At 50.0% G+C, this 17,557-nt stretch carries 15 protein-coding genes and 2 tRNA genes; 1 reads left to right on the top strand and 16 read right to left on the bottom strand.

All coding sequences use genetic code 11. The features are described from left to right. Positions 1 to 20: 20 nt before the first annotated feature. The 14 genes from glgA to SELR_RS02265 form a co-directional block, all read right to left on the bottom strand. On the bottom strand, positions 21 to 1,457 hold the full coding sequence (glgA, locus tag SELR_RS02330) for a glycogen synthase GlgA (protein WP_014423593.1): 1,437 nt from the start codon (positions 1,455 to 1,457) through the stop codon (positions 21 to 23). A 36-nt stretch (positions 1,458 to 1,493) separates the two neighbouring features. Next, complete coding sequence (glgB, locus tag SELR_RS02325; protein ID WP_014423592.1) at positions 1,494 to 3,698, bottom strand: 1,4-alpha-glucan branching protein GlgB; 2,205 nt, start codon at positions 3,696 to 3,698, stop codon at positions 1,494 to 1,496. A gap of 56 nt (positions 3,699 to 3,754) precedes the next feature. Beyond that, positions 3,755 to 6,229 (bottom strand): glycogen/starch/alpha-glucan phosphorylase, encoded by a 2,475-nt coding sequence (locus SELR_RS02320; protein WP_014423591.1) that lies wholly within the window; start codon positions 6,227 to 6,229, stop codon positions 3,755 to 3,757. 102 nt (positions 6,230 to 6,331) lie between these two features. Then, a complete protein-coding gene (gene glgD, locus SELR_RS02315) occupies positions 6,332 to 7,438 on the bottom strand; it encodes a glucose-1-phosphate adenylyltransferase subunit GlgD (RefSeq protein WP_014423590.1) in 1,107 nt (368 codons plus the stop codon). Between the two features lie 47 nt (positions 7,439 to 7,485). Beyond that, positions 7,486 to 8,640, bottom strand: a complete 1,155-nt coding sequence (locus SELR_RS02310; protein ID WP_014423589.1) for a glucose-1-phosphate adenylyltransferase — start codon at positions 8,638 to 8,640, stop codon at positions 7,486 to 7,488. A 354-nt stretch (positions 8,641 to 8,994) separates the two neighbouring features. Next, on the bottom strand, positions 8,995 to 9,330 hold the full coding sequence (locus SELR_RS02305) for a hypothetical protein (RefSeq protein WP_014423588.1): 336 nt from the start codon (positions 9,328 to 9,330) through the stop codon (positions 8,995 to 8,997). A 41-nt stretch (positions 9,331 to 9,371) separates the two neighbouring features. After that, positions 9,372 to 9,986, bottom strand: a complete 615-nt coding sequence (locus SELR_RS02300; protein WP_014423587.1) for an N-acetylmuramoyl-L-alanine amidase — start codon at positions 9,984 to 9,986, stop codon at positions 9,372 to 9,374. A gap of 163 nt (positions 9,987 to 10,149) precedes the next feature. Continuing rightward, positions 10,150 to 10,226 (bottom strand) — tRNA-Met (locus SELR_RS02295). 4 nt (positions 10,227 to 10,230) lie between these two features. After that, positions 10,231 to 10,316: transfer RNA gene (locus SELR_RS02290), tRNA-Tyr, on the bottom strand. Positions 10,317 to 10,396: 80 nt separating this feature from the next. Next, positions 10,397 to 11,548, bottom strand: coding sequence for a cell division protein FtsZ (gene ftsZ / locus SELR_RS02285; RefSeq protein WP_080585402.1), 1,152 nt, complete (start codon positions 11,546 to 11,548; stop codon positions 10,397 to 10,399). Between the two features lie 203 nt (positions 11,549 to 11,751). After that, positions 11,752 to 13,170 carry a 6-phospho-beta-galactosidase gene (gene lacG / locus SELR_RS02280; RefSeq protein ID WP_014423585.1) on the bottom strand — a complete coding sequence of 473 codons (1,419 nt, stop codon included), beginning with the start codon at positions 13,168 to 13,170 and terminating at the stop codon, positions 11,752 to 11,754. 9 nt (positions 13,171 to 13,179) lie between these two features. Continuing rightward, a complete protein-coding gene (locus SELR_RS02275; RefSeq protein ID WP_014423584.1) occupies positions 13,180 to 13,497 on the bottom strand; it encodes a PTS lactose/cellobiose transporter subunit IIA in 318 nt (105 codons plus the stop codon). 231 nt (positions 13,498 to 13,728) lie between these two features. Continuing rightward, complete coding sequence (gene lacB / locus SELR_RS02270; protein WP_014423583.1) at positions 13,729 to 14,244, bottom strand: galactose-6-phosphate isomerase subunit LacB; 516 nt, start codon at positions 14,242 to 14,244, stop codon at positions 13,729 to 13,731. Between the two features lie 13 nt (positions 14,245 to 14,257). Continuing rightward, positions 14,258 to 14,677: an RpiB/LacA/LacB family sugar-phosphate isomerase gene (locus tag SELR_RS02265; RefSeq protein ID WP_014423582.1), complete on the bottom strand. Its 420-nt coding sequence runs from the start codon at positions 14,675 to 14,677 to the stop codon at positions 14,258 to 14,260. Between the two features lie 143 nt (positions 14,678 to 14,820). Between SELR_RS02265 and SELR_RS02260 the strand changes: the two genes are divergently transcribed. Beyond that, complete coding sequence (locus tag SELR_RS02260; RefSeq protein WP_014423581.1) at positions 14,821 to 15,627, top strand: MurR/RpiR family transcriptional regulator; 807 nt, start codon at positions 14,821 to 14,823, stop codon at positions 15,625 to 15,627. 23 nt (positions 15,628 to 15,650) lie between these two features. Here SELR_RS02260 and SELR_RS02255 read toward each other — a convergent pair whose 3' ends face one another. Continuing rightward, positions 15,651 to 16,580, bottom strand: a complete 930-nt coding sequence (locus SELR_RS02255; RefSeq protein ID WP_014423580.1) for a 1-phosphofructokinase family hexose kinase — start codon at positions 16,578 to 16,580, stop codon at positions 15,651 to 15,653. Positions 16,581 to 16,598: 18 nt separating this feature from the next. Further along, positions 16,599 to 17,453, bottom strand: coding sequence for a tagatose bisphosphate family class II aldolase (locus tag SELR_RS02250; RefSeq protein ID WP_197537161.1), 855 nt, complete (start codon positions 17,451 to 17,453; stop codon positions 16,599 to 16,601). Positions 17,454 to 17,557: the final 104 nt, after the last annotated feature.

Raw genomic sequence — 17,557 nt, 5'->3', positions numbered from 1 at the left:
CCCTGTTTCATCCCTTGATCTTATTTATTTACCAGCTGCTCATAGAGCTTCTTGTATTCCTTCGCCGAATTGGTCCAGCTGAAGTCCGTTGCCATGGCATTGTGAACGATGTTGTTCCATTCCTCATAATTGCCATAAGCGCTCAGAGCCCGCTTCAATGCATACATCATCTCATGTGCGTTGTAATCATTGAAGACAAAGCCGTTACCGGTCTGGGTGTACTTGTCGTACTGCTGTACCGTATCCTTAAGACCGCCTGTTTCACGAACCACCGGAATCGTGCCGTAACGCATAGCCACAATCTGCCCAATGCCGCACGGTTCATAGTTGGAGGGCATCAGGAAGATATCTGCACCAGCATAGATGCGCTGTGCCAATTCATTGGAGAACTTGATATTAGCGGAAACCTTATGCGGGAAACGCCATGCCAGCCCTTTGAACCAATCTTCGTATTCCTTGTCGCCGGTACCCAGGACAATGAACTGGATATCTTCGTGCATGAGGATCTCATCCATCATGCGCACAATCAGGTCAAGTCCTTTGGCTGCTACCAGACGGGAAACCAGAGCAACTACCGGCGTGCGGCGGCCTTCTGGCAGGCCCAGCATCTTCTGCAGGGCAACCTTGTTGTCCATCTTGCGATCCTGACTGTCCACATCGTAAGTCTCAAAGAGGTTCTTATCCGTCATGGGATTATAAACGTCATAGTCAATACCATTGACGATACCAAAGAGGTCATCCCGGCGGCTGCGGAGCAGGCCGTCCAGATGCTCACCGAAGTATTCATACTGGATTTCCTGAGCATAGGTCTTGCTGACAGTGGATACATAATCGGAGTAGATGATGCCGCCCTTCATGAAGTTGACCGCATCGAAGAATTCCAGATCGCCATTATTGAAGTATTTCCAATCCAGCCCCAGCACGTCCTGCATGATATCCTTCGGGAATACGCCCTGATATTTCAGGTTGTGGATGGTATAGAGTGTCTTGATATGCTGATAGCGTTCATCATCCATATGCTCCAATTTCAGGAACACATTGACAAGGCCTGCATGCCAGTCATTGGAATGGATGACATCGGGCCAGAAGTCCATGGCCGGCAGGAGGTTCAGCACAGCCCGGCTGAAGAAGGAAAAGCGCTCAGCATCATCATCGTAGCCATAGAAACCTTCACGATTGTAATATTCCTGATTGTCTACGAAATAATAAGTCACGCCATCTTTTTCCAATTTGTCCAGGCCCACATACTTGCTGCGCCAGGCAACTTCCAGCTCGCCATCATAGACATGTTCCATCTGGTCGATATATTCCTTGGCAATGGCACCGTACTTCGGCATGATGACGCGGATGTCCACATCTTCTTTCAAAAGTGCCTTGGGCAATGAACCGGCCACGTCGGCCAAACCGCCCGTCTTGACAAAAGGTACTGCTTCCGATGCTACATAAAGAACTTTCATTTCGGATTTCCTCCCTAACCTTAAAAAACCTGAGCTTTAGGCATTAACTGCGGCATCTTCCACAAGTGGTTTGGCCGCTCGCTTTCGAGTAGCAGTTCTGGGCGCTGCCTTCGTTTTCACTGACTTGGCAGCTGAAGTTTTCCTGCTTGCTGTCGTTTTCTTGGTCTTCGTTGTAGATTTAGTCGTTGTTTTTTTCGTTGTTGTTTTCTTTGCTGAAGATTTTTTCGCCGGAGCTTTTTGGGTAGCCGCAATGGCCGCCGTAGAGGACTTATCCTCCCCCACCTCAAAACCTTTGGCTTCTACATGACTGTGCTCTTCAGGATAGGACACATTGGAACCATCCTGACGCTTCAGCCGCAGATAGATGGTAGCCAGTGGCGGGATGGTGAGACTGATGGACTGTTCCCGGTTGTGCCAGGGTTTGTCCTGACTCTGGATTTCCCCCACATTCTTCACGCCGCTGCCGCCGAAGGCTGTTTCATCGGAGTTGAACACTTCGATATAGCTGCCCTTGGCCGGCACGCCGATGCGGTAATCCTGCCGCACCTCCGGCGTGAAGTTGCTGATGGCAATGACAAAGTCATTCCGATCCTCTGCCTTGCGGATAAAGGACACGATGCTGTTGTTATTGTCGTTGGGATCGATCCACTGGAAGCCATTCCAGTCGAAGTCCACCTGCCAGAACGCTCTGGTATCCAAATAGAATTTATTGAGGGCTTTGGAGAAGGCCAACATCTTGGCATGCTTGTCAAATTCCTTGACCAGATGCCAATCCAGCTCATCATCGAAATTCCACTCGATGAATTGGGCAAACTCACCGCCCATAAAGAGCAGTTTCTTGCCCGGATGGGCCATCCAATAGCCGAAGAAGCAACGGAGACCGGCAAATTTCTGCCAGTAATCTCCGGGCATCTTGCTGATAAGAGAACACTTGCCGTGAACCACTTCATCATGGGACAGGGGCAGGACAAAGTTCTCGGAAAACGCATACATGAAGGAGAAGGTCACCTTATCATGATTCCATTTGCGATAAATGGGATCCAGGCTCACATACTTCAGCATGTCGTTCATCCAGCCCATATTCCACTTGTAATTGAAGCCCATGCCCCCCATATAGACAGGTTTCGATATCAGGGGCCAGGACGTAGATTCCTCGGCAATCATCAATGCCTGGGGATGGAATTTGAAAATCGCTTCATTGAGTTTCCGCAGGAAGTCCATGGCTTCAAGGTTGCCGGTGTCACCGTATTTATTCGGCATCCACTCGCCATCCTTGCGGCCATAATCCAAATAGAGCATATTCGCCACTGCATCGATACGCAGGCCGTCGATATGGAATTCCTCGAACCAGAACATGGCATTGGAAATCAGGAAGCTCTGCACCTCTGTCCGGCCGTAGTCGAAGTTCGTGGTACCCCACTCCCAGTTTTCCGCCCGCTGCTCGTTATCGGATTCGTAGAGCGGCAGGCCATCGAAATGACGCAGGCCCTGCTCATCCTTGCAGAAATGCCCCGGCACCCAGTCCATGATGATGCCGATGCCCTGCTGATGGGCTCGATCCACCAGATAACGGAAATCATCCGGCGTGCCATAACGGCTGGTCACTGCATAGTATCCTGTGGCCTGATAGCCCCAGGAACCATCGAAGGGATGCTCGCAGAGGGGCATGAATTCGATATGGGTGTAGTTCATATCCTTCACATAATCGATAAGCTGGTCAGCAGCCTCCCGATAGGTCAGATACTCACCCTCGGCATTGCGGCGCCAGGAACCTAAATGGACTTCATAGGTCAGCATAGGCCGGTCATAGGAAGATTCCTTGCGTTTCTGCACCTTCCAGCCGTCATCACTCCATTTATAGTGATTCATGTCAAAGGTGCGGGAAGCCGTTTCCGGCTTCTTCTCGGCATAGAAGCCATAAGGATCTGCCTTCATGATATGGGGGCCGCCCCACTGGGGTTCAATGGCGTACTTATAAAGCTCGCCCTCCCCCAAACTCTCCACGAAGGCCACCCAGATCTCCCCATCACCAATCTTGTGCATGGGATTCACCCGGGTATCCCAGTTGTTGAAATCCCCCACCACGCTGACAGCCTTGGCATGTGGTGCCCAGACAGCAAAGCGAATCCCCTGTTTGCCATCCTGCTCCACGAAGTGCGCCCCCAGCATCTCGTAAGCGTGGTAATTTGTTCCCTGATGGAATAAATAGCGGTCAAACTCACTCAAATCAGAAGTTTTCAAAAATAATCCCCCTTGTTTGGCCTTCCCCCGCAGGGGAAGGCACTAAGTCCCCAAGCTTACGAAATACGGACAGGTTTCACATGCCAGATTTCGTTTGCATATTCGTCTATGGTACGGTCAGACGAGAACCGGCCAGAGTTGGCGATATTCATGGCGGAGGATTTGAGCCAGCCAAGTTTATCCTTATAACGGCGCATGATTTCCTCATGGCCCCAAGCATAGGAGCTCAAGTCCTTCAAGATGAAGAATTCATCATTGCCGTGGATGAGGTAATCGTAGAGGGAACGGAAATCCCCGTAGGTACCGTCAATGAGCTGGTTCATGACAAAGCGAACCATTTCATTGCTGTTGTATTCATCCCATGCGGAATAAGTACCGGTCATATAGTAGGTCAGGACGTCTTCTGCCCGCAGGCCGAAGATCACGCAGTGATCGTCACCGCCCTGATCGCCGCCGACTGCCTCACGGATTTCCACATTGGCACCGTCCATCGTCCCCAGCGTAATGGCACCGTTCATCATGAACTTCATGTTGCCCGTGCCGGAAGCTTCCTTGGACGCCGTAGAGATCTGCTCACTGACATCAGCTGCCGGATAGACGATCTCACCGATGGAAACACCGAAGTTCTCGATGAAGACAATCTTCATCTTATCCTTGATGGTTCTGTCATTGTTGACTTTCTCGGCCACCGCATTGATCAGGCGGATGGTTTCCTTGGCGATATAATAGCCCGGTGCAGCCTTGCCGCCGAAGATATAGGTGGTCGGGATCATATCATAGCCTTTATCATATTTCAGCGCGTTGTACTGATACATGATATGCAGGATATTCATAAGCTGACGCTTATAGGAATGGATTCTCTTGACCTGGATGTCAAAGATGCTGTCCGGATTGACCTTGATCAGGTTATGCTCCAGGATATACTGGGCCAGATGTTCCTTGCGCAGGTGCTTGATCTTGCCGAGTTCCGCCAGGAAGGGCTTGTCGCTGACGAAATCGTTCAACAAGTCAAGCTGTTCCGGATAACGATGCCAACGGCGGCTGCCCAAAGTCTCATCAATCAGCCCTGCCAGCTCAGGATTTGCCCCCATAAGCCAGCGGCGATGGGTGATGCCGTTGGTCTTGTTATTGAACATCTTGGGATTGAATTCATAGAAGTCATGCAGCGTGGATGCCTTCAGAATATCAGAATGGATCTTGGCTACGCCGTTGACGCTGTGACCGCCGACAATTGCCAGGCGGGCCATATGCACCATGCCATTTTCGAGGATGGACAGAGCCTGCACCTTGCCATCATTGTTCGGATAGCGTTCACGCACTTCTTCGAGATGACGGCGGTTGATTTCTTCGATGATCATGTAGACACGCGGCAGCAGTTCCTTGAACATATCCACCGGCCAGGTTTCGAGGGCTTCCGGCATGATCGTATGGTTGGTGTAAGCGATGGTGTTCTTGGTGATTGCCCAAGCCTCGCTCCACTCCAGACCTTCCTCATCCAGCAGGATACGCATGAGTTCCGGCACAGCTACAGCCGGATGGGTATCGTTGATGTGGATGGCGATTTTCTGGCTCAGATCCTTGATCTTCATGCCCGTCTTCTTGTAGTGGCGGACGATGCTCTGCACGCCGGCAGAGGTCATGAAGTATTCCTGGATCAGGCGCATCTTGCGGCCATCCCAGGTGCTGTCATCCGGATAGAGATAGCGCGTGATGCTTTCGACGAAAGCACGGTATTCATTCTTCTGGCGGATCTGTTCCTGAGTAAGGAAACCATAGTCGGAGAAATCGCGGTTGACTTCCGCATTCCAGAGACGCAAGTTGTTGACCGTGTTGTTATGATAGCCGACAATAGGCACATCATAGGGAACGGCCATGACGATCATGGGGTTCTCGTGCACAAGTTTCAGGCTGCCATCCGGTTGTTCCTTCATATAGGCATTGCCGTAGAATTTGACATCGATGGCCTTATCAGGCTTGCGGTATTCCCAGGCAAAGCCGTTCTTGAGCCAGTTGTCCGGAATCTCAACCTGGTTGCCGTTGATGATCTTCTGCTCGAACAGACCGTACTGATAACGGATGGAGCAGCCATGGCCCGGCAGGTGATGGGCAGCCATGGAATCGATAAAGCAGGCAGCCAATCTGCCCAGACCGCCGTTGCCCAAACCGGCATCAGGTTCTTCCTCATAGATCTTGTCGAGGTTCAGCTTGAAGTCACCCAATACATCCCGCAGTGCCTCTTCCAAGCCCAGATTGATCAAGTTGGATTTCAAGAGACGCCCCATCAGAAATTCGATGGAGAAATAGTAGATCTGTTTCTCTTCCCGCTCCATATAGGCCTTGTTGGTCTTGATCCAGTTTTCCGAGATATACTGCTTAGCCGTAGCGGCTACCGTCTGATATATTTCATTTTCCGAAAGCTCGTCCAATTCGCGGCCCCACATGATATGGGCCGTATTGATAAAGCGGGCTTTCAGTTTTTCCTTGAGTTTCTTGAACTCAGCGTCATTGACTTTTTTCTTTTCCTTTGCCAAAAAAAACACTCCCTTTTTTCAGCCTCAACACAACAAAAAGCCGTCATAACTTGGCTTATGCCCGTTATAGGCAGATTGCCTCGTTACAACGGCCTTTCAATATCAGATTACGACATTCTTCGTGATGATCAGCGGGTAATTATTGGCACCTTTAAGCCATTTTTCCTTTGAGATAACCACGTTCTTGTCGCAGATGACATTTTCCACCAAGGAATCATCCTGTATATCACATTTCTGCATGATAATGGAATTCTTGATTTTTACGCCCTTGCCTACGGTGACACCACGGAACAAAATGCTGTTTTCGACTTCGCCGCGAATTACGCAGCCATTAGCGATCAGCGAATTTTTGACTTTAGCTGTCTCCTTATATTGAACCGGAACTTCATCTTTGCCTTTGGTATAAATGGAATTGTTACCCATGAAGAGCTCTTCCCAAACCTCCGGTTCCAATATATCCATGTTCGCCTTGTAATATGCGGAAGTGGAATCCACATGGGCCACATAGCCATCGTGCTCACAAGCATAGATATTATACTCGTTGGCGCGACGGATGATGCCGTCCATCAGGAGATCCTGTCCGCCATGCTCATAGGTGTAACGCACCAATTCTACGAAGATGCGTTTTTCGATGAGATACACATTCATCGCTACCTTGGAGTCATCGTAAATAGCCGGTTTCTCGGCCAAATCTGTCACCAGACCATTTTCAGCAGTTTCGAGAATCACATTGCGGCCGGCCTGCTCTTCCTTTGCCGTATAATACACCATCGTGATATCCGCCGAGGTGTTCTGATGGAAGCGCAGGAGCTGGGAAAAGTCCACATTGTAGACGAAGCTGCCGCTGGTCAGCAATACATATTTCTGACTGCTATGTTCGAAGAAATCCAGATTGTGATAGAAGTTCTTTAAATCGCCTTTACGGATGCTGTCTTCTTCGCTGGGGGACGGCAAGTAGAACAGGCCGTCATGACGGCGGGCCAGATCCCAATCCTTACCGGAACGAAGATGGTCAAGCACGGAACGGGGTTTATCGGGAAGCATAACCCCTACATTCAGGATACCTGAATTCACCATGCTGGATAAAGTAAAGTCAATCAGACGATAGCGTCCTGCAAAGGGCATGGACTCCACCGCACGTTTTTCCGTCAGTTCACGAATTAATTTATTATCTTCCTGAAGATTAATAATCCCCATTACATCTTTCAATTTCTTCCACTCCTTGCTGTATCTAGGCTGTAACGATAGGGAAATACTCAGCCGGCCTGCTTGCCGCTAGCCTCGGCCAGTACAGTCTCACCCTCAGCTACTACAGTGATAGCGCCCAATTCGCCTGCAACCTTGGCTCCTGCAGCTACTTCACAGTTCTGAGCCAGGATGGCGTAATCCACTACGGCACCGTCACGGATAACGGTTGAAGGCATAACTACGGAATTGGTAACCTTAACGCCCTTACCAATGCGCACGCCCGGGAAGATTACGGAGTTTTCCACTTCACCAAGGATCATGGAACCTTCGCTGATCATGGAATTCTTCACCTTGGCATCCGGACCGATGTAGTGCGGCGGCATGGAGGCGTTGGAAGAATAGATCTTCTTCTCACCCTTGAGGTCGAAGGGCGGCTCATCCTGCAGCAGGTCCATATTGGCCTGCCAGAGGCTTTCGATGGTGCCGACATCCTTCCAGTAGCCTTCGAAGGCGTAAGAATACAGGCGAGCTTTGTCAGCCAGCATCTTCGGAATGATGTTCTTGCCGAAGTCATGGCTGCTGGTTTCGTCTTTGGCATCTTCTTCCAGATATTTCTTGAGGAAATTCTTGTTGAAAATATAGATACCCATGGAGGCCAGATTGCTCTTCGGTTTCGCGGGCTTTTCTTCGAATTCTTCGATGCGGCCCGTCTTGTCCGTGTTCATGATACCGAAACGCGGTGCTTCATCCCAAGGCACTTCGATAACGCCGATGGTAGCCTCAGCCTTATTCATCTTATGAGATTCCAGCATCCAGGAATAATCCATCGTGTAGATGTGGTCACCAGACAGAATGAGAACATATTCAGGATCTGCTAAATCAATGAAGTTCAGGTTCTGATAAATGGCATCAGCAGTACCCTGATACCAATCAGCACCCTTTTCACGGGCATACGGCGGCAGGATAAAGATACCGCCATCCTTCTGGTCCAGATCCCAGGCGCTGCCAGAAGCCAGGTAGTTGTGCAGCTCCAGCGGACGATACTGGGTGAGGACACCGACCTTGTCAATACCGGAATTTGCGCAGTTACTGAGTGGGAAGTCAATAATGCGATACTTTCCCCCAAACGGTACAGCCGGTTTTGCAATCTTCTTGGTGAGCGCGCCGAGGCGGCTGCCCTGACCACCGGCCAAAATCATGGCCAAGCATTCTGTCTTTCTCATAAAAAATCCCCCTTGGATATCACAGTAAACAATAATCTCCCCTTATTCGACTACAGTTTACTTTTATGTATATATTTTAACAGATTTTCATCTGTTAGTATACAGTTTTTCCCTGCTATTTCTGTATTTTTTGCTGCAGGTTATAAAATTGTTACATTTGTCACGATATTATGACATATGTCACGGCACTGACAGGATGCAGCTGCCTTTGATTGCTTTTCACCAACAATCAATCTATATTGACATAATTCGCCTTTATACGATGTTTTCCTGCTTGTTTCTAAAAAAAATATAAATAATTTTTTATAATCATTTTTGGCAAATGCCTGAAAATTTACATTAATAAAAGCAAACTCAAAGCATTGTCCAAAAAACAGCAGCCACAAACACGGCCACGCTGAAACCGGTCAGAGCATTGTTGACTGTCCTGCTTCTCTCCCCCATGAAAAAACGCACTACCGGGCGTGCCTCAAAGGTCAGGAAGGACGCGCACATGTACAATACCGGATTGTAATCTTCATTCCATTCATAGAAGAGAACAAAGATAACCACCAGGATGGCCAGGATCTCTCCCCTGCTGTACAGCGGTTTCTTCTGTGGATGCAGTTCTTCATCATAAGCTGCCCGGCTCAGGGGCACACCGTACTCATCGGTCTGCTTATCCTTGTCAATAAACCAACGGTAACGCATTGCCGTCACCCCTTAGTCAGTTTGTAGTGTCTTGAAGCTTGTCAGTAATATTTGCGTGTCATCGTCACCAACCGTGGCAGACGATCAAAGAGATTCTGCCCCGGGCAGGCCGTGGAGTTATACTCCCGATGGCCTTTGATATGCTGGCGGTTCGGCTCAATGCCGTAATAACGGCACAGTGCAGCCAGAAGTTTCGCCGCAGAATCCATCTGGGCCGGTTCCGGTACATGACCATCAAACTCTCCTACGATATTCACTCCCACCGTATGCCAGTTATGGTCATAGCAATGCGCGCCAAGCATATCCATCGGACGTCCCCGTTCAATGGTGCCATCCTTGCGTATGACAAAGTGATAGCCAATGCCGGCCCAGCCGTTGTTTTTGTGCCAAACATTGATTTCCTCAGCTGACACATCACGATTGGTTCCGCCTACATGGTGGATAACAATAGCATCGGTGGTCTTGCGGTTCTGCAAGGAAGAGAATCTAAAATTGGTTTCCCGGATGGGAATCCCCAATTTCGAGTCCACGCCGCTCGCAGCGCCGCCATCGGCATTCCAGGCGGCCTCTGCTGCTTTCGCTGTCCAAAGCTGTGGCAGTACGACCGTGCCTGCACCTAAGAGTATCATGTTTTTCAAGAAATCTCTGCGTTTCATGTCATCCACCTAATCCTATCAACAAACGCCATATATTATAGTATTTCTTTCTGAAAAAAACATGTACATCTTGATGTATACAAAATATTCATCATACCATAAACGCCGCAACTATCCCGCAAAAAAAAGCACACCTGTAAAGATGTGCTCAAGACTTTCCAAATGGTGGCGGCAAAGAGATTTGAACTCCTGACACTGCGGGTATGAACCGCATGCTCTAGCCAACTGAGCTATGCCGCCAAAGTGGTGGGCAGGGATGGATTCGAACCATCGTAATCCGAAGATGACAGATTTACAGTCTGTTGCCTTTAACCACTCGGCCACCTACCCATATAACGCAACAAGCGTTAAGAACAAGATATATTATACATATCTTCTTAACGCTTGTCAACAAATATTTTAAGATTTTATTATTTTTTCTGCATCCACACGGGAATGTCGATGAAATCAGCAGCTGGCGCTACCGTCTGCTGCTGTTCTATCGGTGCAGCCGGTGCTGCTCCCGGCATCCCCATATTGAGGTTCAGGTTCGGCTGTACCGGCTGAGCGGCCGAAGGTACGGCCTGGGGCTGTACCCCGATGGTTTCCGGCATATCGAAGCCCGTAGCAATAACCGTAACCCGGACGGTATCGCCCATAGTGTTGTCCACAGATGCACCCCAGATGATGTTTGCCTGATCATCGGCTGCTTCATGGATGGTTTCAGAAGCTTCCTGAATCTCGTACATGCTGAGGTTGTCTTCAGCACCAGTCACGTTCAGCAGGATACCACGGGCACCGTCGATGCTGGTTTCCAGCAACGGCGATTCAATGGCCATCTTAGTAGCAGCGATAGCTGCACCTTCACCCGTAGCCTCACCGATACCCATGAGGGCAGAACCGGCGTTGCTCATGATGCTCTTCACATCAGCAAAGTCCAGGTTGACCAGGCCAGGCAGAGCAATCAGGTCGGAAATACCTTTGACACCCTGACGCAATACGTCATCGGCAATGCTGAAGGCCTGCGTGATCGGCGTCTTCTTGTCCACCACCTGCATCAGGCGGTCATTGGGAATGGTAATGATGGTATCCACGTGCTGCTTCAGGTTGGCAATACCTGCTTCGGCATTGCGCTCACGCTTCTTGCCCTCGAAGCCGAAAGGACGGGTGACAACACCTACGGTCAGTGCACCGATTTCCCGGGCACATTCAGCAACCACCGGCGCAGCACCAGTACCAGTGCCGCCCCCCATGCCAGCGGTAACGAAGACCATATCTGCACCACGCAGAGCTTCGAGAATATCATCGCGGCTTTCCTCAGCCGCTTTCTGGCCGATTTCCGGACGAGCGCCTGCACCCAATCCCCTGGTGAGCTTCTCGCCAATCTGCATGCGCTTCGGAGCCAAAGACTTCAACAGCGCCTGCGCATCCGTATTCACAGCGATAAATTCGACTCCCTGCAGTCCGAAGTTTATCATGCGGTTGACAGCATTGCTGCCGCCGCCGCCTACACCGATTACCTTAATTTTGGCCACCTGATCGAGGCCGTTATCATCCAATTCAAACACAGCGTTAACCCCCATGATGTTCTATTCTACATCCCTGGCAAACGGTATTTCGTCCACTGGGATTCCTAGTCCACACAAATATACTCCTTAATTCTACCATTTATCTGCCCATAATGCTATAAGTTTCAAAAAAAAATTACAAAAAAACGAAAATCTGTGTTTGGATACAAGCCAAAACGCCCCTGCAACGGGGCGTTTTATCCGGGGGAAGAACACGTTCATAACGGAGGCAGCAGTTCTTTGGCAGCCGCCATTTTCTTATACCAATAAGCACTTTTCTTGGGATAGCGCTTCTGTGTTTCATAGTCCACATAAAAGAGACCATAGCGTTTGTTATAGCCATTGCTCCAGGAAAGTACATCCATCAGGCTCCAGATATAGTAACCACCAACATGCACACCTTCTGCAATGGCCTGCAAAATGGCCTCCAGATGTTTGGCAACATATTCGATGCGGGGGGTATCATCGACTTCACCATCCACAAAATCATCCTTATAACCCATGCCATTTTCGGAAATGAAAATTTCCTTATAATTAGGATAATCCCGGGCAATACGCTTCAGCTGGCGATACATCCCTTCAGGATAAATGGGCCAGTCCCAATCTGTGGTAGGAACTTCCGGATTGCTGACCCGGGCCCCAATCCCCTTCAGACAGAACACGCTGGTACCCTTTTCACCGGTACTGTTGTTCACCACCTGACTTTCGCCCTCATAGGCCTGCAGGAAATGACTGGAATAGTAGTTCATGCCTAAGAAATCAATCTGTGCGGCAGCCTTGGCAAAATCCTCAAAATCCTGTGGTTCCGTAATCAGCTCACCGCCATTTTTCTGCAGGATCTCATGAATCAGTGCCATCGTCGTATCACTGTATTTGCCCAAATAGCAGGCATCCAGCATAAACCGGTTGGAGATGGCATCATCCAGATCCCGGGCGTGATTATTCTCCGGCGTGTCCGAAATGGCCACCTTGCCCTCCAACGTATGCACGATGCCGATACGCCCCGGCAGGTTCATGCTCTTGTAGAGATTCAAAGCCCGGGCATGGGCTACCATCAGATTATGCTCGATCTGGATGGCCTTCGTGATCTGGAAGGTCTCGTTAGGGGGAAAGTTACCTGCCAGATAACCATTCTGAGCAATGGACCAAGGCTCATTGAAAGTTGCCCATTTCTTGACACGGTCGCCGAAAGCCTCAAAGCAAATCTTAGCATAGGCTGTGAATTTATCGATCAAGTCCCGATTCAGCCAATGACCATTTTGAAAATAGGCAAGGGGTGTATCAAAATGATGCAGTGTCACAAAGGGCTCTACGCCCTGTCTGATGCACTCGTCAATGAGCTGATTGTAGTAATCAATGCCCGCCTGATTGACCTTGCCTTCACCTGTCGGCAAAATCCGTGTCCAGGACAAGGAAATACGGATACCATTGATATGGAAATCATGGGCCAGCTGCAGATCCTGCTTGTACTGATGATAGAAATCCGAAGCCGGGTCCGCATTGAACCGCGCCCCGGGACGGTTCATATACTCGTCCCAGACACAGGGCCCCCGCCCATCCTCCCGGGTGGCTCCCTCCACCTGATAAGCTGCCGTGGCCCCGCCAAAGATAAAATTAGCTGGAAATTTCTTTGCCATAACCAACCCTCATTTCTCCCGGAACATCTTGAGGAACCGCTTGTCCATATCCGACAGCAGCATCGCCGTCATCAGATGGTCCTGAGCATGCACCGTCAGGAAGCCAATCTCAATCTCCTCCCCGGCAGCCTCCTTCGTAATCAGTTCCGTCTGCTGATTATGGGCATTCAGGATCAGATCATCCCCCTCTTTGATCAGCGCTTCTGCCTTGGCAAAATCCTTCTCCCCAATGGCATCCATAGCCGCCAAAAACTTAGTCCGCGCATCCCCCGCATAAGCCACAATCTCCATCGCAATCATAGCCATTTCATCTTTTGTCATAGACATAAATATCACACCTTTTCCAATCAATTACACCAATACGCTGAAAAACGCCCCTTTCGCCCTGCCGGGCACTTGGAAGCAAAAAATAAAGCATTATCGTTGCCCGGCGCCCAAGGACGGGCGCAGGCGGCTTTAAATCCCGTGATGGGATTTTTAGCCGCTGTTTTCTTTTGTTACTTTTCTTTGCGCCAAAGAAAAGTAAGCCAGCTAACTAAGCTTAATTATACCACCATATCAATCATGGTAGTAACCCTCATCCCACTTTTGCAGATATTCATCAAAAAGCCCGTCATTCTCAATGCAGTCATTTTCCGGGACAAGAGCATCAATCTTCGCAATCAAAGCATCCTTTTCCGGCGTAGCCTTATACTCTGCCTGCAAAAACGCCTCCAATATATATTCAATGGAGCCGATCCCAATGACTCTGCCTCCGCATCCAATCACATTGGCATTGAGATTTTCTTTGGCCGCAACGGCCGTCTGCACATCCGCCACACAGGCAGCCCGTACGCCCTTCACTTTTTGCGCAGCGTTGTTGATGCCGATGCCGGTGCCACAGATGCAAACGCCTAAATCCGCTTCTCCCGTGGCCACCAGCTTGCCCACCTTGCGGCCGTAAATCGGATAATGGGTGCGGATAAAATCATAGGTTCCCACATCGATGACCTCATGGCCCTGCTTCTTCAAAAACTCTGCTGCCTTGATCTTGATATCCGTAACAATATGGTCACAGCCAATCGCAATTCTCATGTTTTTTCCTCCCTCAAAGTTCCCGGTTCAGCATGTCAATACGAATCTGATGACGGCCGCCATCGTATTCCGTCTTGACAAAATTTTCCGCCAGCCGGCAGGAAAGATCTTCTGCCGTTACTTTTGCTCCCAGGGTAATGATCTGGGTACTGTTATGGCGGCGGGTCATGGAGGACGTATAATCCTCATAAGTCGGTGCACAGACAATCCCATGATGCTTGGCGGCAATCATAAAAGGTGCCACACCATAATCATCAATCACGATTCCCCGGGTGATTCCCTGCTTCTGAATGGCCTCCACCACATTTTCCGTTGCCGTGAAGATATCCTCATGGGAGAAATCCTCTATCTCATAACCTTTGCCGGTCAAATATTCCTGGATGCTTTCCTTCAGTTCTGCGCCAGCATCATTGGCAGCTAATGCAACTTTCATAATCTGACTTCCTTTCTGTATTTCCTGTTGATGATTCCATTATAGCCATTCTTGTTTTCTATTTGTTTTCATGTTTTGAAAGGATTTTCGACAAGTCCGTGGTATAATTAAAGCATGTGTTGTTATGTAAGGAGCGATAAAGCATGTTAATCAAAATCGATCATGATTTCCACGAGCATCTGACGGAAACAGAGAAGAAAGTCATCGGTTTCATCAATATGAATGCGGAGAAGATTTCCTCCATGTCCATCAGCGATGTGGCAGAAGCCACCTATTCTTCTCCAGCCACGGTAAGCCGCACTATCAAGAAATGCGGTATTTCCGGCTTTGCGGAGCTGCGCTACCTTATTACCCAGGAAACAGAGGTACACCAAGACAGCATTGCCGTCAACGAAATCTTCAACAAAAGCCTGCTGGAAGTAACTCAAACCATTGAACAGCTGAGCATTGATACCATTTTGGCCGTGGTGCGGGAAATCCGGCAGGCCAAACGCATCTATCTTCTTTCCCGTGGACTTACGGAGCATGTGGCCGACGAATTTTCCCTGAAGCTGCAATTGCAGGGCTATAATGTCTTTGCCAACAGCGATCCTTCCATCATGCAGGATATGACACGCCGGGTGAAGAATCAGGAACTGGTAATCATCTTCAGCCTGTCCGGCAAAACCCCGGAACTTCTGACTGCCGCCGAAAATGCCGCCTCTTTAGGCGCCAGGATCATCACCATCACCTGCGGCGCCCCGGACACACCTTTAGCCCGCATTGCCCACCTCACCGCCTACGGCTTCAAGCACAGCCATGTGTCCATCAAGAACGTAGACGCCACCTCCCGCCTGCCCATTTACGTCATCAGCCGCATCATCATCGACTATCTGGCCAAGCAGGAGGAAGAAGAACGCGAAAAAGCCGCCCGCAAAGAGGCAGCTTATCGCCGGGAACATTATTTTTAAGTTACGTTTTTTACGTGCGAAGCCTATGCTATCTTCTCAATGTCTATCCGAAGCATCAGCTCCTCAACAATCTGCTTGCGAACAAAGCCGCTTTCCGCCTCCAAGGCATTGGCCGTCCCGCAGGCCGCACCTAAGCGAAGCGTATCCTCTATGGGAAGGTTGCGGGAAAGTCCTGCGGCAATGCCTGCCACATAGGAATCCCCGGAACCCACGGGATTTTGGCAGTCAATCGCAGGCACTTTCACGCGGTAGATCTCATCGCCTACCCCCACCAGCGAACCTTCGCTGCCCAGGGATATGGCCGCTATCTCAATGCCTCCCTCGAGGAAATGGCGAATCTCTCTCACCACATCAGCTTCGCTTTGCAGGCGATAGCCCCGCAGGGCTTCAATCTCGTCCCGGTTGGGCTTGATAAAATCCGGCTGGGCTTCTATGCCTCTGGCCAACAGATCGCCACTGGTATCCAGCAGGAATTTCTTCCCGGCTGCATGGGCCTCTTCAATCAAGTCAGCGTAAAAATCAACTGGCACGCCTCTGGGCACACTGCCGGAGGCCACAACAATATCCGCTTTTCCCAAAAGTTCCGTGTACTTTTCGCGGAACTTTTTTAATTCCACGGAACTAACCTCCGGCCCCGGCTCCAAAATTTCCGTCTGGGCACCGTCTTCAGTCAGTATGGCCAGACAGGAGCGGGTTTCCCCGGCTACGTTCACGAAATCCCCGCTGATGCCATAATCATATAATCGCCCAGCCACAAATTCCCCGGTCTTGCCGCCCAAAAACCCCGTCACCACCGTGTCCTCCCCCAGGATCGTATCCACGTTGGCCACATGGATGCCCTTGCCGCCGGGAGTGTTGTCCACGGACTTTGCCCGGACGATCTTGCCCTTGGCAAAATCCACCAATTCATAACGCTTGTCCAGTGAAGCATTCAAATTTATTACCAGTATCATAAGCTATCCCTTCCTTGGTCAGCAGCGGTTCTGACTGCCGCATACTTCAATCTTATGCTGCACGATGGCCCGCATGGCCTCCTTGCCCGGCGTCATATACTTGCGGGGATCATTGGCACCAGGATTTTCCTTGAAGAATTCCTTCACCGCATTGGAGAAGGGAATCTTCAGATCCGTAGCCACATTGACCTTGCAAATCCCTAAGGAAATGGCCTTCTGTACCAGCTCATCAGGTACATCGGAAGCTCCATGGAGCACCAAAGGAATCTCCACCCGGCTGCGGATTTCCGTCAGGCGGTCAAAGTCCAGTTTCGGTGTGCCCTTGTAAAGGCCGTGGGCCGTGCCGATGGCCACTGCCAGGCTGTCAATGCCTGTATCTGCCACATAGCGCAGGGCATCATCGGGGTTGGTATAAGCGCTGTCCGCATCATCCACCACCAGATCATCTTCCTGGCCCACCAGTTTGCCCAGCTCTGCCTCTACGGAAGCCCCGCAGGTATGGGCAAAGGCAACCACCTCTTTGACCTTGGCCACATTCTCATCATAAGGCAGGCGGGAAGCGTCAATCATCACGCTGCGGCAGCCAGCAGCCACAGTGGTCTCGATTTCCGCCACATCCTCATGATGATCCAGATGGAAGGACATGGGAATGTCATACTTTTCCATGGCCGTGCCTGTAAGAGCCACCAGATAATCCTTATCCGCATAGCGCACGGTGGAAGGAGTAGCGGCGATAATCACCGGGGAACGCATTTCACTGGCCGTATCCACCACCACCTGAAAGGTTTCCAGATTGTGGATATTGAAAGCCGGCACCGCGTAATGGTTCTTCTGGGCATCCTTCAGCATTTCATTGGTATTGTGCAGTTTCATCATAATCTCTCCCTTATCAATAGGTGTTTTATTTCTCCTTATGCTTCCATTATAGGGAGCAGCCCGCGCTCTTTGTTTTCGCCTTTTGGAAAGGTTTTCAAAAG

It is taken from the genome of Selenomonas ruminantium subsp. lactilytica TAM6421 (assembly GCF_000284095.1).
Lineage (GTDB): Bacteria > Bacillota > Negativicutes > Selenomonadales > Selenomonadaceae > Selenomonas_A > Selenomonas_A lactilytica.
This window is presented reverse-complemented; position numbering and strand designations above follow the sequence as displayed.

What these genes read in the sequence shown, in the direction of transcription:
- glgA (WP_014423593.1), bottom strand. Translation starts at nt 1,457, where the DNA reads ATGAAAGTTCTTTATGTAGCATCGGAAGCAGTACCTTTTGTCAAGACG.
- SELR_RS02310 (WP_014423589.1), bottom strand. Translation starts at nt 8,640, where the DNA reads ATGAGAAAGACAGAATGCTTGGCCATGATTTTGGCCGGTGGTCAGGGC.
- SELR_RS02305 (WP_014423588.1), bottom strand. Translation starts at nt 9,330, where the DNA reads ATGCGTTACCGTTGGTTTATTGACAAGGATAAGCAGACCGATGAGTAC.
- SELR_RS02300 (WP_014423587.1), bottom strand. Translation starts at nt 9,986, where the DNA reads ATGAAACGCAGAGATTTCTTGAAAAACATGATACTCTTAGGTGCAGGC.
- ftsZ (WP_080585402.1), bottom strand. Translation starts at nt 11,548, where the DNA reads ATGGGGGTTAACGCTGTGTTTGAATTGGATGATAACGGCCTCGATCAG.
- lacG (WP_014423585.1), bottom strand. Translation starts at nt 13,170, where the DNA reads ATGGCAAAGAAATTTCCAGCTAATTTTATCTTTGGCGGGGCCACGGCA.
- SELR_RS02275 (WP_014423584.1), bottom strand. Translation starts at nt 13,497, where the DNA reads ATGTCTATGACAAAAGATGAAATGGCTATGATTGCGATGGAGATTGTG.
- lacB (WP_014423583.1), bottom strand. Translation starts at nt 14,244, where the DNA reads ATGAGAATTGCGATTGGCTGTGACCATATTGTTACGGATATCAAGATC.
- SELR_RS02265 (WP_014423582.1), bottom strand. Translation starts at nt 14,677, where the DNA reads ATGAAAGTTGCATTAGCTGCCAATGATGCTGGCGCAGAACTGAAGGAA.
- SELR_RS02260 (WP_014423581.1), top strand. Translation starts at nt 14,821, where the DNA reads ATGTTAATCAAAATCGATCATGATTTCCACGAGCATCTGACGGAAACA.
- SELR_RS02255 (WP_014423580.1), bottom strand. Translation starts at nt 16,580, where the DNA reads ATGATACTGGTAATAAATTTGAATGCTTCACTGGACAAGCGTTATGAA.
- SELR_RS02250 (WP_197537161.1), bottom strand. Translation starts at nt 17,453, where the DNA reads ATGAAACTGCACAATACCAATGAAATGCTGAAGGATGCCCAGAAGAAC.